The sequence below is a fragment of the Streptomyces sp. NPDC042100 genome (genome assembly GCF_055582325.1).
Genome location: NZ_JBVJDK010000006.1, coordinates 172223 through 185691, shown reverse-complemented (window position 1 = coordinate 185691; position 13469 = coordinate 172223). Strand labels below are relative to the sequence as shown.

Sequence of the window (13469 nt, the reverse complement as noted above, 5' to 3'; positions counted from 1 at the left end):
CGATGAGCGGGAGAAGCGTGAGCAGGGCGAGGGACGAGGTGGTTCCGCGCCGTAAGCCGCTTGTCATCGTGTCCTCCGTTCGCGTGCGCTCAGGCGCACGGCGGGTCGTATCGCTGGTCGGGGAGGTACTGGTTCCACTGGTCGCGGGTGATGCGGGCGGACTCCGAGCACAACCGCCGCAGGATCGCGGCCGGGTCCACGCTCCACAGCCGCGTGCCCCGGTCGCCGCTGGCCGCGAGGAGACCGCCGTCCGGGCTGAACGCGAGGGACGCCTGCGGGTACACGCCGCCGGTGGCGAGGGAGGCGATCTCCACGAGGTGGTCCGGGTCGCTCGTGTCCCACAGCCGGATGCGCCCGTCCTCCGCGGCTCCGGCCGCGAGCGCGCCGCCGGGGTGATGGGCGAGTCCGCTGATCTGGCCGGCGTGCGGGGCGGCGCTGCCCCCGCGTGACGGCCGCGCGGGACGTGAGACGTCCCAGGTGGTGATCGCCCCGCTGTCGTCGCCGACGAGCAGGGTGCGGTGGCCGGGGGCGAAGGCCAACGCGGTGGCCTTCGCCCCCGGCACGTCGATGATTCCCGCGGCCGTGGGCCGGGTGTTCTGGGCGATGTTCCACAGCCGCACGCCTCCTTCGTCGGTCGGCGCGGCCAGGAGTCCGCCGTCCGGGCTGAACGCGATGCTCTGGCGGCCGACCGCGGCACCCCCGAGGGTGCCGACGAGCACGGGACGTGTCCGGTCGGCCACGTCCCAGAGCTGCACGGTTCCCACGGGCGCGGGTGAACGGGACTGCGGCCCCGTCCCCGTCGCCAGCAGCGGAAGCACGGGGTTCACCCCGATGGCCGTACCGCCGTCGTCACGCGTGGCCGGTGGGGTCACCTTTCGCGGAGCCGCCGGGTCCGTCATGTCCCACGCGACCACGGGCAGACCGGAGAACAGGGTGCGGCCGTCCCGGCCGAACGCCGCGGCCTGACCACCTGCGTTGAAGGATTCGACGGTGGCCGCGCGGCGGAGTCCCGGCTTGTCGTCCATCCGCCACACGGTGGTCGGCTCTCCGCCCGCGGCCAGCAGCCGGCTGTCAGCGCTGAAGGAGGGAAGGAACGTTCCCTTCGTCGGCAGGACCGTGAGGGTGGAGGTCCTGTCGTAGCCCGACACGGCCCACACCCTTGCCGACGTCCGCTGCTCCCGGTCGCTCGCGATGGATGCCAGGGTCTGCCCGTCAGGGCCGAAGGCGATGCCGGAGACGGACGCGAATCCCGGGTAGCCGGTCAGGCGGGCGCCGGAGTGGGGGCGGAAGGGGTCGGCGACATCCCACAGGGTGATCACTCCGTCGTTGCCGCCCAGGGCCAGGACGGTCCCGTCCGAGGAGAACTCCAGGCTGCTGACGCCGTCGCGCCCCTGCGTGTGCAGATCCGAGCGGATCGCCGGCCGGGCGGGGTCGGCGACGTCCCACAGCCGCACCCGGTTGTCCGCACCGCCGACCGCCAGAAGGTGGCCGTTCGCGCTGAACGCGGCGCGGGCGTTGGTGACGCGCGCACGGTCGGACGGAGGGGCGAGGGCGGCGACCCGGCTCGTTCGGGCCGAGCCGGACAGGGTCCACAGTCCGAGCGAGAGGTCTTCATGCGACTCCGTGAGGACCAGCGAGCCCGTGGGGCCGGCCGCGATCGTCTCGGGGGGCAGGGACCCCAGGGAACGGGGGCGGGCCGGGTCCTCGATGTCGAGTACGGACCCGCCCGTGGCGGTCAGAACAAGGAGCCTGCCGGCGGGGGTGAACACGAGTTCCCTCGTGTCGCCGCCCGCCGCGGCCACGACCGCCACGGTCCTGGGCTTGTCCGCTGACGCCACGTCGAGCAGGCGGACCCCGCCGTCGGCGTCGCCGATCGCCAGGAGTCGTCCGTCCGGGCTGAACGCGACGGCGGCGACGCCGCTGTCCGGCTCCTCCAGTGAGGCGCGCAGTGCGCCGGTGGCCAGATCGAAGAGCCGTACCCGGTCATCGGCCACGGCGAGGAGCCCCCCGCTGCTGCACGCGACCCCGCGAGGAGCGCCGATCCCGTCGATGACGCGGGGAAGGCCGCGGCTGCCGACGAGAGCCCCGGCCGCCTCGGCGGTCGGAGCGAGCCGGTAGGCCTGGACGAGCAGTTGGCGGGCCAGGTCGGGCTGGGTGTCGCTGATCGACGAAGCCTCCGCGACGAGCTGGCGGGACTGCGCGATCAGGGCCTGGGCCCGAGCGGCGTTGCGCTGCTGGTACGCCGTGACGCCCCCGGCGATCGCGACCAGGAGCAGAGCGGTGAGCACGGCCACGGTCGACCACACCAGGCGCACCGTCCGGCGGTGCTGGCGTACGTGGTCGCCGATCACCTCGTCCTTGGACCTGCCCGTGATCGGCGCCGCGAACTCCGCCAGACACTCGGTCAACCGCGGGTCGGCCGCACCGGTCCGCTCCGCGCCGTGCAGCCAGCGCAGGTCGACCCAGCGGGGCTGCTCGCCGAAGGCGCCGTCCATCTCCTCGCGCGGGAGGGCGTCGGTCCTCGACCAGTCGAACGAGGTCCGTGAGTCGTTCCAGACGAGTGTTCCGTCGGTCCAGGCGATGAGGAGCGTGTCCGCCGACCGGTGGGTGAGCCACCAGCGGATCTCCTTGCGGACCCAGGGGGAAGCCGCGGCGGCCGGGCTGGCCATCAGTACGAGCCACCGGGACCCGGTGAGTCCCCGCTCGATCTCGCGCCACAGATGGGGGCTTGCCGCCAGGTTGGTCTCGTCGCGGAACAGCCTGAGGCTTCTCGGCTTGTACCAGGGCCGGTTGAAGGTCTGTAATCGGCTCTGGAAGGCCTTGGTGATCTCCCTGTCCCCGCTGTGGCTGTAGGAGATGAAGGCGTCGTATCCGGTCGGCTCCCCGGCCTCACGCCGCACGCCCGGGGCGGTGCCGCCGCCCGTGGCCTCCGGGGCGTTCAGCGCGGGCGCCGGGTGCTGTCCGCCGAGGGACTGGCGCTCCTCTCGGACCGGTCGTCCGGGGCACGAGGGGCGGGAACCTGGCCGATCATCGACTCGGCTTCCCGTACACCGGCCAGGCGGGCGAAGCCCACCGCGTAGGCGTGGATGTCACGCTGCACCCGCTGCAACTCCGCCCGGCAGGCGGCGTTGTCGGCCCAGTCGGACTCCGGGCCGTCAGGGTGGGCCTGCTCGAACTCCCTCAGCCGGGGGTGCCATTGGGACAGGAAGGGCCTCAACTCACGGTTCAGCATGGTGATCGCCAGGTACTCGACCGTCTGCCCGCCGGGAACGGGGGCCGAGGGGCGGGCGGTCTTGAGGGTCTCGCGCGTCGTCGCGAACAGCCCGTACAGGGAGGTGAGCGCTTCCCGGACGACTCCCTCGTCGCTCGCCAGGGGCTGCGTGGACACGCGGGTCACCGTCTCGACGAACATCTGCCAGGCGACCTGGCGGGAGTCGTTGTTGACGGCGAAGGTGAGCTCGCTCAGCTGGGGGACGGAGACCTTGACCTCGGTGAGGCGCGCCGTGCGCTGGTACCACTGCACGACCAGGACGGCCATCGCACCCGCGACGGCGCCCGTGATGACGAAGAGGCTGCGGTTGGTCACCTGGGTGAGGCTGAAGAGGACGAGCCCCGTGAGCGCGCCGACCGCCGTGGCCGCGACGAGCCGGAGCGGAGTGCTGTCGAGGATGCGCCTCCCACCCGCGAACCGGGCCCTGGATCGCGCTAATTGGTCGCTCATCGTCTCGTCCGTTCCCCCGTCGTGCCCCGTGGTAGGAAGAAGATAGCCCCCGAGGGGTCAACGCGGACAGAGCGGCCGGAAAGCGGGGCCCGCGGGTACGTACTCGCGCCACCGGCCGGCGTCGAAGGCACCCCTCGCCCACCGGCACAGCGAGTCCACCGGGTCCACCGTCGACTCGGCGTCCCACAGCCGTATGGAGCCCTCCTCGCCCCAGGCGGCGATCGTCTTCCCGACGGGACCGAATCCCACACCGGTGACGTCGGCGCTGTGCCCTTCGAGCGGGGCACCGATCTGCTGCCTGGTGGAGACGTCCCAGAGCCTGACCGTGTGATCCATGCTGCCGGTGGCCAGCGTCCTCCCGTTCGGACTGAAGGCGACGGACGTCACGCCGCCGCGATGCCCGGTCAGCGGCTGGCCGATCTGTTCGCGCGTGGCCACGTTCCAGAGCCGGACGGTACTGTCGCGGCTCGCGGTCGCCAGGATCGTGCCGTCAGGGCTGAAGGTGAGCGCGTTGATCTGTGACGTGTGACTCGGGGGCGTCTCGCCGATCCGGCGCTGCGTGGCGACGTCCCAGAGGGCCACGGTGTCGTCATCGGTGTTGGTGGCGAGGGTGCTGCCGTCAGGGCTGAATTCGAGTCTCCACGAGCTGACGGCGAGTTCCCTGCCGATCCGGCCGCGCGTCGCCAGATCCCAGAGCCGCACCGAGTTCCCGACGGACGTGGCGAGGCTCCCGCCGTCGGGGCTGAAAGCCATCGCACGGACGCTGCCGGGTCCGGCGGGCAGTGGCTCGCCGATGCGGCGGCGCGTCGCGACGTCCCAGAGCGTCACGTCGTCGTTGGTCGCGAACGAGGTGGTCGCGAGCACGGTGCCATCGGGGCCGAGGGCGAAGGGAGCACCCGTGTCCACGTCGCGGGAGACCAGCGGCTCACCGATCTGGCGGCGCGAGGCGATGTCCCAGAAACGCACCGCGGAGGCGGATCCGCCCAGGGCGAGGACATGCCCACGAGAACTGAACTCCGTCGCCCCCTGGGGCCCGGTACCGATCGGTGTGCCGATCTGCCGTTGCGCCCGGACGTCCCACAGCCGGACCGTGGTGTCCTCGCTCGCACTGGCCAGGGTCGAGCCGTCCGGGCTGAAGGCCACGGCCCGGACGTCGCTGATGTGGCCGGTGAACGGAGCTCCCACCTGGGTGTGCCCCGCGATGTCCCAGAGCCGCACGCTGCCGTCGGCGTACGAGGCGGCGAACACCCCGCCGTCGGGGCTGAAGGCCACCGAGTCGGCCCATCGGCCATCGGCGCTGAACGGCTCGCCGATCGGGGCCCGGGTGGCGGTCTCCCAGAGCCGGACGTCGCCGTCGGCGTCGGAGGCGGCGACGGTACGGCCGTCACGGCTGAAGGAGACGGACGTGATCTCGCCGTCGCCCATCGTCAGCGCCTTGCCGACAGGCGCACGGGAGTCGGTGTCCCAGAGCCTCACCTCATGGCCGATGCCGGTCACGAAGGTCTTTCCGTCGGGGCTGAAGGCCACGGGGCCAGTGCCCTGGGAGCGGCCTCCCAGCGGACCGCCGATCCGGCGGTGCGTCGCCACGTCCCACACCTGTACGGCCCCGGCGGCGCCGTCGCCCCTCAGGACGAGGGTCTTCCCGTCCGGGCTGAGGGCGGCCGAGGAGAGCATCCCGGCCCGGGCGTCGAAGGCGTCACCGATCTGCTTGTGGCCGGCGATGCTCCAGAGCCGGGCCGTACCGTCGGAGCCCGAGCTGATCAGGGTCTCGCCACCCGGTCCGAAGGCCACCGAGGTGACGGCCAGGCGGTGCCCGCTGTAGGCACCCCCGATCCTCCGCTGCGTGGCCGCGTCCCAGAGCCGTATGAGGCCGTCGCCGCTCCCGGTGGCGATGGTCCTGCCGTCCGGGCTGAAAGCCACCGATTCCACGGGCCAGGAATGGGCGAGCAGTCCGGACGCCGGGTCGGCGGCGGCGTTGAGCATGGCGAGGCGGGATTCCGGGGTGGGATCGATGCGCCATGCCGCCAGCGCCTTCAGCCGGGCGCCGAACGGGTCACGGGTCGCGAGGAAGGAACTCTGGCCGATCAACTGCTGGGCCACGGCGTGGTCCCGCTGGCGGGCCGCCTCGGCCCGCGCGATCAGCGCGACGACGGACACCGTACTGGCGACCAGGAGGAGCAAGCCGAGTACGGCCGCGGTGATCCTGGCCGTCCGCAGGTTGCGCCGGGTGTCGCGGATGCCCTCCGACCTGAGGTCCTCCTCCGCGAGGCCACGGACGACGGACGCGATACCGAGCGCGACACCGTCCACGTCCGGCACGGGACCGGCGCCGCTCCCGCTCCCGGGTGGGCGCAGGACCAGAGCCTTCCAGACGGGTTGCCGCGTGAACCGTCCCAGCAGGCGGGCGGGCAGCGCCGTCGAGAGTTCAGGGTCCCAGTCGCCACGCTGCTCGTCCCATACCAGCAGCCCCGCGGTCACGAGGAGCAGGATGGTGTCGACCGACTTGTGCCTCAACCACCACGCGATCTCCCGGTCGACCCACTCGGAGGCCTTCGCCTCCGGTGACGCCATGACCACGAGCCAGTCCGAGCGGGCGAGGCCGGCCTCGATCTTTCCCCCGAGGTCGGGCCCGATCGAAATGCTGCTGTCGTCGAGGAACACCCTGATCCGAGGCGGCTGGTACCAGGGGCGGGACTGCTTCTCGATCGCCCGCCGCAGATGCGGCAGCCATCCCCGGTCGCGCTCCCCGCTGTAGGAGAGAAAGGCGCCGTATCCGAGTTCGGTCCTGAGCCGCCGGCGGCGGGCCATGCGCCACGCCCTCATCCGGTCGGCAGGTATTCGTGGCCGTTCCAGCGCAGCGTGATGTTCGAGGTGGCGCCCTCGGCACAGCTGGGGTTGCACGAGTTCTGGGACTGGACGATCGTGTACCGGCCGTCCGCGCCGGGGCCGGCGAGCCGTGCGTAGTAGAAGGCGTACCTGCCGCCGCGGTAGTGGAGGTCCGGGTCGGTCCACCTGACGTCCTCGAACCCGTCCTTGGCGGGTACGAGCACCAGCACCCCGTCATAGCGTCCGGGGTTGTAGATCACGAAGGTGTTCTTGGTGGCGTCGGATTCCGGCGAGGCGAAATGCAGGTCGTTCTCGTAGATGGTCACGTCGATGGATGCCAGTGCGTCGCCGCTGCCGGTGACGGAGGCGACGCACCCGGTGGGAGCGCCGGAGCCGGTCCGCCGGATCAGGAACACGCGGACCGCCCCGAGGTAGGGATGGCTGATGTCCCGGTGATCGAGGACCGTACCCGGGCAGTGAGCGGCTTCGGGCGGAACCGAGGGGAACGAGGCGGGGGAAGGCGTCGCCGACCGGGCCGATCCGTTCGTGCCGCGCGTGCTCTTGCCGTCCGCGCCGGTGCCGCCCGCGCACCCGCTGACGAACACCAGCACCAGAGCCGGGACCAGCACCGCGACCCGCCGCACGGCCGAGCCGCGCGCGCACCGCGGTATCCGCCGCCGTAAGGGCCGTTGCGTCCTGGGAGCCATGGCATTCCCCCTGTGCCGGAACAAGACTGATCGACTGGGAAGCAGGGCCGGATGGTATCCAGGCACATGCCTCGCGCGGGACGGCTTCCGCGAAACCCGACCATCCGGAACCGGAATCACCGAGCGACCCCGCGCCCTCGAACCGCCGGGGCCGGCATCCACGTACCCTGCCCGCCTCACAGCCCCTGAAACGCCGGACTCGGCATGAAGAGGCCGCCTTCCGCACCAGGACTTCACCCTGGCACGGAAGACGGCTCATTTACGCTGAGGCCCCGTCAGGACGGGGGAAACACCAGGTCAGCGGCGCTTGTCAGCAGGCTCCAGAATCGCCACGCACTCCACATGGTGCGTCATCGGGAAGTGGTCGCGCGCAGGGGGAATCTGCAACGTCGCAGGTCAACGCAGATTTACAGCCGCTCTGGGCGGCCTCTCGGCCGGCCAGAGCGTCAAACGAGCGTCACGGGACGTCCAGCTACAGGTGCAGCCCAACATGGTTCACGATCAGCCGCTTCCCCTCGAAGTCGCGGTCGAAATAAACCCGCCCAACCTCGTTGGGCGACACTGCATCGCGCACCTTGATGTGCTGCAAGCCGTCCCTGCGCTTGCCTTCGAACTCAAAGTAGCGCTTCTCTTTGTTCTTGCTGAGTTTCTCGTCGCTGTTCGCGTACTTCAATCCGTGGTTGTCGTAGAACCACTCGTCCAGGCGCGGCATCTTGCCGGGGCTGGAGTACAGGTCCATCGCCGCCTGCGCAAGGGCGATCAGCTGGTCAGTCATCTCCTGAGGATGCGGATACTCTGATACCTTCCAGGCGCGCACGGCCTTCGCCGTAAAGACGATACGCCCTTCCGACACCCTGGTAAGAGCCTCGAACGTGGGCAGAGCATCCCCTGCCAGAACGGGGATCTCGCTCCAGGCGTCCACCTCTACAGCCTGGCCAGCCCCGCCCTTCGACAATTCCAGATACTGCGTCTTCCAGTAGTCGCGGTCCTGACGCAACACCTCTGCGACGGCGGCTTCCGAGCGTGCCTTGTCGCGCTCTTCCATACAGGCTTGAGCCATGTCCTCCCACGACTTTGCATCCTCTTCAAGCTGCCTCGCATGGTCCTTCAACGCTTTGAGCTCAGCGTTGGTGTCACCAGCAGCCTGGGCGCGCGACAGTTCCTCCGACGCCTTGCGCGCCCCGGCCCGGTACGAAGCCTGACGCGCCACCTCCCACGCCGTGTCACTGCCGCGGGCGATTACGGAAAGATGCGCGAGCGACGGCATCAGCCGCCTTTCCACGAAGGAGGGCTGAGACACCTCCTCGCGCGAATAGGCTGGATGGGCAAGACCGAGGTTAGGCCAGACCAACCGCGCCCCACCGCTGGGAACTGCCACCTGTTCGTGGACCCGGCGAACGGTCTGCGCGGTGACGTAGTTCAGAGTTACGACCTGGGCCAGTCCAGCCAATTGCGCGGAGGCAAGGGCCGCGGCGCTCCACCCCGCTGGATCCCTGGGATGCACCAAGAGGATGGGCAGGCGGGTGCTCAGCGCGAGCGACTCGAGGAGCACGTCCGCGTGCGGCTCCTCCCGAATCCGCTCGTATCGGCCCGTGGCAAGCTGGCCCAGCACCCGCACCTCGAGTTCCTGGTCCCCAAACACTGCACGCAGCAGGTTGGGGCGCTTGAGGGGCGGATCCTGCACAGGCGCAATCCAGCCGTCAGGGATCTCCCTCCCCATCACCACCCTGAGCCCTCCGCCTCCTTCCGCCGACTTGGAAACCGTGACTCGGGTAACAAATTGGGCCGGGCCATCGGCCAATGGCTGGTGGATGGTCAAACGCAGAGCACGGGTTCGCTCGTCTCCCGCAGCGGACCAACTCACCAGCCGCAGGCCGTGGCCAGGGATCTTGCCTGCCAGTTCGGCCTGTCCAGATTGGTCCAGATCATGGATGGACGGCGCCTCTATGCGTCCACGGTCACCAAGCCATTCTGAGAGATGACGACGGAGACGCTCGTAGACGTGCTCTCGCCCTTGAGCGGACTGAGCGTCCTGGACGTCGAAATCAACGGCATACAGCGCCTGCACAACGGCTCCCCTCCCCGGTGAACGCCCCTATAGGCGGACTGACTCCCCCAGAGCGCAGCCAGGACGTCACTTGAGTGGCCAACCGTAATACCGCTGTGGTCCAGCGCCCAACGCCTGTGCCCCGCCCATGTAGGCGGGGCACAGAACCCTTCATGCGTCGATGGCTAGCGGGACGTCCAAGCGCTCCCAGGCCCCGAGCACGGCCTTGTGGGCGTCTGGTTGCAGGTGGGCGTAGCGCTGGGTGGTCTGGAAGCTCTCGTGGCCGAGGAGGTGCTGGACCTCGTAGAGCGAGACTCCCTTCTGGACGAGCCACGAGGCACAGGTGTGTCGCATGGAGTGGGGCGGATAGTGCGGGACGGGGAGCTGCTCCCCGTCGGTGTCGAAGTAGTGGGCGTTCTCGATAGCCGGCCACCAGGTCTGGCGGCGCCAGTTGCCGTCGTCGAGGCGACGGCCAGCGCGCCCCTTGGTAATGGTGGCGAAGACCAGGGCGTCGCGTTCGAGCGGGTGGATGTGCCGTTCGAGGGCGTCCAGGACGTGTGGCGGAAGCGGAACCTCCCGGCGGCTCCTCGAACTCTTGGGGTACTCCTTGATACCGCTCTTGGTGTTGACCTCCACCACGAACAAGCGGGAACGGCGCTGGTCGATCCGATGGCGGTGCAAGCCGGCGAGTTCGCCCCAGCGCAGGCCCGTGTAGAAGCCGAGCAGGCACATGGTGCGCCACGGGGCCGGTAGCTCGTCGACGATGCTCTGCGCCTGGTCGAGGGTGAACCACTGCGGCGGCTTGACCGCGATCTGCGGCAGGTCGATGTTCCGGCAGGGGCTGACCGCGATGACATCGTCGTCGACGGCCGCCCGCATGATGGACGACAACAGGTTGTACGCCCTCTTGATCGCCGAGGCGCCGACCCCCTTCTCAACCAGTCCACGGATCCAGCTCTGGACGTCCATGCGGGTGACGGCCCACATCTCCCAGTCGGCCCAGTGGGGCAGCACGTGGTTCTTGATGCTGGAGGCGTCGCCACGCAGCGTGTGGGGCTCGACGACGCGGGCCTGCCACCAGCGGGCGTGCCACTCGCGAAACGCCATCTCGCCAGCTCGCGGGTCCCGCAGACTTCCGCGGGAGAACTCGGTCTCCATCTCGGTACCCCAGGCGCGGGCCTGGGCCTTGAGGGGAAACGACTCGCTGAACCGGTCTCCAGCCCGGTTGCGGACGGTCGCCTGCCATTTGCCGGACTTCAGCTTCCGGAGGTACGTGGTTCCGATCCTTCCTGTGTTCGCGTACGGACGGGATTGGTCCTGGTCAGCGGCGCCGCGCCGACGGTGCGACCGCCCTGCTGTTGATGAAGTCGTCCAGGCTCGCGGCGGGTACGCGGACACGAGAGCGAGCCGGTCCTGTGCGCAGGTCGACGACGGGCAGCTCGCCGGCGGCGATGAAGCGGTAGACCGTTCGGCGGTCGACGTCCAGGGCTGCGGCAACAGCAGGTATGGACAGCAGGCGCGGGGCCATAGGCGGTTCCTTTGCGTGAACAGGAGAAGCAGGGTGCGGAATCTGACCTGGAATGAAACAGGGCGTTCTCGACCGTGGCGGCGAAATCAACTAGTACGACTTCCACCTACGACCAGATTCTTTGGGCGGCGAAGAAGGAACGCAGCCCACCTCCTCGCAACCACGGCAGGGTTTCCACGGTCGACGTGGGGTGAATCGGACAAGGCATCCCTCGCATGAGGTCGGCGGACTTCTGACATCGACTGGCCCGGCGGGCGCTCCGGGACAACCAATAGTCCGGAGAATCCCCGGTTTCGAAAACCGGGGATCGTCGGCTATATTTCGCCAACTCTGGTCGTGACCGGGCACGCGAGAGGGGCGGCGAGGAGGTTGCGCGACGGGGTGCCGAGCACGGCGACGATGGCGGTGAGGCCGCCGATGACGCAGCTTCGGAGGGCGCGTTCGACGCCCCAGAGCGCACTGAAGGCCAAGAGGCGGACCGGCGCGGTGACGCCGGCAGCGAGCTGACGCCGGGAGCAGCCGGAGAGGGTTCTGGCGCGTCGGTGGTGCGGGCGACGGCTCGTCCGACGGGGGCGATTTCGGGTGGGCGCAGCGACATGAGTGGTGTTTTAACTTGCTCAAAGGGCGCTGGGGAAGCCCATTCAGTTCTGCCGTGAGCGATGCGAGATACCGATGGAATCAGCATGATCATTTCGGTGACCGGGGAATCGGGCTTACTGTCATGGGGCCGGTGCGGGAGCCATGACGGCTTTCTACCTGAAAGCTGGACTTCCACGCCGGGGTGTGGCTGTGTTGTAACTGGCCTACTGCCACATTCCCTGTCCCCGAATCCCACCAGGAGATTGCACTCGATGAGCCTCGACGCCCGCGAATGGGTGTGGGAACACAGCCGCAGCAAGGGCACCGCCCGCATGGTGCTCGCCCTGATCGCCGACCGGTGTGTCGACCGCCGATGCGTCGCTTACGCGTCCGTCCCCACCCTCATGAGGCGAGCGAACGCCTCACGCACTGCGGTCCGCGACGCCCTCGACCGGCTGGTCTCGGGCGCCGACCCGGAGTTGGTCGAGATCCCGGGCCGGAAGGGACCACGGGGCGAGAAGTACTACCACCTTCCCGTCACCGCCCACTTCCTCGCCGACGCAGCCCTGGAGGGGGACCTTGTTCCGGCCCCCACAGGAACGGAATCCGACCCCGCCATCCCATCGCCGGGAGGGCCAGAACACGGCACCCGGGCTCGGATTCCGACCCGCGAGGGGACCGGATTCCGGCCCGAAGGGAGCGCGGATTCCGACCCCCAGAACGGTGTGGAATCGAAGGTGAACGGTCAGAGCAGCAGCTCTGCTCCTCCCATCCCCGCCGCAGAGTGGGAGATCGACGAGGGCACCCGCAACTGGCTCCGGGCCGAAGAACATCACGTTCGACTCGGAGAGCAGGCTCTGCGCGCGGCGGACGAAAAATGGCGTGCCTACCGGGCGGCTTCGGCACCACGCAGCGCGGCTGCCTGGGCCGCCGACTGGCGCGCGTGGATCACCCGTGAACGCCCTCCCGCCCCTGGGCATCCAGCGCTCTATGCCCTGCCCGGAGGTGCCACCACCTCGCCGGCCCGGACTCGCTCCCAGGCCCACTCGGCCGCCCTCCTCGCCGCCCTAGAAGAACCGACCGGAACGGAGTAGCCCACCCCTTTGAACCGCCGCGAAATCGCCGTCCTCCTCGCCTACATAGGCAAGCTCGACCCCCGCACGGCCCACTCCGACGCGAATGAGGCCCGTGACGAGATCAACCGCTGGCACGAACTGCTCCACGACGTCCCCGCCACCACCGAACACGGATGGGACGCCAGCAAAGCAGCTCGGGAACACATCTGCACTTCTGCGTACCGGATCCAGCCCGCGGACATAATCCGACAGTGGCGCGCCTACCAACGTGACCAGCTCGCCCGTCACACCGATCCCGTCCCCGCGGCCAACCCGGACGACCCTGCCGCCTACCGAGCCGCGCTGTCCGCCAACCGGCAGGCCGTCGCCGCAGGAACCGAGGCGCCCTCGTCCCACCGCCAACTCACCACCGGCGCCTCGCGCTCCGCCGACATCGGTGCCTGCCTCCAGAGCGTGGGCTCGCCCATCCCCTCAGACGTCCAAGCCGCCCTCGCCCCCTTCCGCCCCGGACGCACCGCACGCCAAGCTGCCGTGGCGAAGGGGCTCCCCGATCCCCTCGGCGTTCCGTGCCCGCACTGCGGCGTCCCCAAGGACCACCCCTGCCGCGACCGGCGTATCGGGCCGGATGGCACCGTGCACCGCAACACCCTGAGCTCCCAGCCTCATCCATCCCGCGTGGAACACGCCGAAGCGTCCCGCTCCCGGCCGCGCACAGCGTCTCCCGTCCCACCGCCGGCAGCCCCGAACGGCACCCGCTCGCCGCGCCACTGACAGCAGGCGGCGCATCGCCCACAGCAGGCGCACCCCCTGCAGTTCCTCCCGGCCCAGCCTCGGCCGGGCTCTGCGGCCACGAGCTCGCCTCGGGCAGCGCCGAACCCGGTCCGGGTTCACGGTCCGGGTTCACGGTCCGGGTTCACGGTCCGGGTTCACGGTCCGGGTTCACGGTCCGGGTTCACGGTCCGGGTTCACGGTCCGGGTTCACGGT

9 protein-coding genes are annotated in these 13469 nt (G+C 69.8%); 2 read left to right on the top strand and 7 right to left on the bottom strand.

What is annotated here, in order from left to right:
- Positions 1–89: 89 nt before the first annotated feature.
- From ACZ6J5_RS15630 to ACZ6J5_RS15600, 7 genes are all read right to left on the bottom strand, one after another.
- Positions 90–2900 carry a WD40 domain-containing protein gene (locus ACZ6J5_RS15630; protein WP_469391644.1) on the bottom strand — a complete coding sequence of 937 codons (2811 nt, stop codon included), beginning with the start codon at positions 2898–2900 and terminating at the stop codon, positions 90–92.
- 38 nt (positions 2901–2938) lie between these two features.
- Positions 2939–3721: a hypothetical protein gene (locus tag ACZ6J5_RS15625; protein WP_469391642.1), complete on the bottom strand. Its 783-nt coding sequence runs from the start codon at positions 3719–3721 to the stop codon at positions 2939–2941.
- 57 nt (positions 3722–3778) lie between these two features.
- A complete protein-coding gene (locus tag ACZ6J5_RS15620) occupies positions 3779–6529 on the bottom strand; it encodes a toll/interleukin-1 receptor domain-containing protein (RefSeq protein WP_469391640.1) in 2751 nt (916 codons plus the stop codon).
- A gap of 11 nt (positions 6530–6540) precedes the next feature.
- Entirely contained in the window at positions 6541–7191 is a 651-nt protein-coding gene (locus ACZ6J5_RS15615) for a hypothetical protein (protein ID WP_469391639.1), read from the bottom strand.
- Positions 7192–7726: 535 nt separating this feature from the next.
- On the bottom strand, positions 7727–9322 hold the full coding sequence (locus ACZ6J5_RS15610; protein ID WP_469391637.1) for a hypothetical protein: 1596 nt from the start codon (positions 9320–9322) through the stop codon (positions 7727–7729).
- A gap of 150 nt (positions 9323–9472) precedes the next feature.
- A complete protein-coding gene (locus ACZ6J5_RS15605; protein WP_469391635.1) occupies positions 9473–10408 on the bottom strand; it encodes a tyrosine-type recombinase/integrase in 936 nt (311 codons plus the stop codon).
- Between the two features lie 214 nt (positions 10409–10622).
- On the bottom strand, positions 10623–10829 hold the full coding sequence (locus tag ACZ6J5_RS15600) for a helix-turn-helix domain-containing protein (RefSeq protein WP_388068419.1): 207 nt from the start codon (positions 10827–10829) through the stop codon (positions 10623–10625).
- Positions 10830–11680: 851 nt separating this feature from the next.
- Here ACZ6J5_RS15600 and ACZ6J5_RS15595 point away from each other — a divergent pair.
- Positions 11681–12502 (top strand): helix-turn-helix domain-containing protein, encoded by an 822-nt coding sequence (locus ACZ6J5_RS15595; RefSeq protein WP_469391633.1) that lies wholly within the window; start codon positions 11681–11683, stop codon positions 12500–12502.
- Positions 12503–12511: 9 nt separating this feature from the next.
- The gene (locus ACZ6J5_RS15590; RefSeq protein WP_469391631.1) at positions 12512–13255 is read left to right on the top strand and encodes a zinc finger domain-containing protein; all 744 of its coding nucleotides are present in this window, start codon (positions 12512–12514) and stop codon (positions 13253–13255) included.
- The last annotated feature ends 214 nt before the right edge of the window (positions 13256–13469 follow it).

Bases quoted from the DNA above. Each gene is read 5' to 3' on its own strand.
- ACZ6J5_RS15605 (WP_469391635.1), bottom strand. From the start codon at position 10,408: ATGGCGTTTCGCGAGTGGCACGCCCGCTGGTGGCAGGCCCGCGTCGTC.
- ACZ6J5_RS15595 (WP_469391633.1), top strand. From the start codon at position 11,681: ATGAGCCTCGACGCCCGCGAATGGGTGTGGGAACACAGCCGCAGCAAG.
- ACZ6J5_RS15600 (WP_388068419.1), bottom strand. From the start codon at position 10,829: ATGGCCCCGCGCCTGCTGTCCATACCTGCTGTTGCCGCAGCCCTGGAC.
- ACZ6J5_RS15625 (WP_469391642.1), bottom strand. From the start codon at position 3,721: ATGAGCGACCAATTAGCGCGATCCAGGGCCCGGTTCGCGGGTGGGAGG.
- ACZ6J5_RS15620 (WP_469391640.1), bottom strand. From the start codon at position 6,529: ATGGCCCGCCGCCGGCGGCTCAGGACCGAACTCGGATACGGCGCCTTT.